Consider the following 639-nt stretch of genomic DNA (forward strand, 5'->3'; position numbering starts at 1 on the left):
GGCGGCCTGCCCGCCAACGTCGGCAATGCCGTCACCGGAACCTATGGCTCGGTCGTCATCGCCGCCGACGGCAGCTACACCTACACCCTCGACAATTCAGATTCCGACACCAACGCGCTCGCCCAGGGCGCCTCCGTCACCGACGTCTTCAGCTACACCGTCACCGACGAGCACGGCGCAACCTCGACCGCAAACCTCACCATCACCATCACCGGCACCAACGACGCTCCCGTCGCCGTCGCCGACACCAACGCCGCCGATCCGGTCACCGAGACCGGCGTCCAGGACGGCGGCAATACGCCAGAGCCGGGCGATGCGATCGCCGCCGGCAACGTGCTCACCAACGACACCGACGTCGATACCGGCCACAGTCTCAGCGTCGCCGCCGTCGGCGGCCTGCCCGCCAACGTCGGCAATGCCGTCACCGGAACCTATGGCTCGGTCGTCATCGCCGCCGACGGCAGCTACACCTACACCCTCGACAATTCAGATTCCGACACCAACGCGCTCGCCCAGGGCGCCTCCGTCACCGACGTCTTCAGCTACACCGTCACCGACGAGCACGGCGCAACCTCGACCGCAAACCTCACCATCACCATCACCGGCACCAACGACGCTCCCGTCGCCGTCGCCGACACC

1 protein-coding gene is annotated in these 639 nt (G+C 67.4%); it reads left to right on the forward strand.

The annotated features are described in order from the left end of the window. A partial coding sequence (locus tag AC1DYJ_RS31825; protein WP_477426405.1) for a VCBS domain-containing protein occupies positions 1-639 on the forward strand: 639 nt, incomplete at both ends.

This window comes from Mesorhizobium sp. P2_B11 (assembly GCF_056404855.1).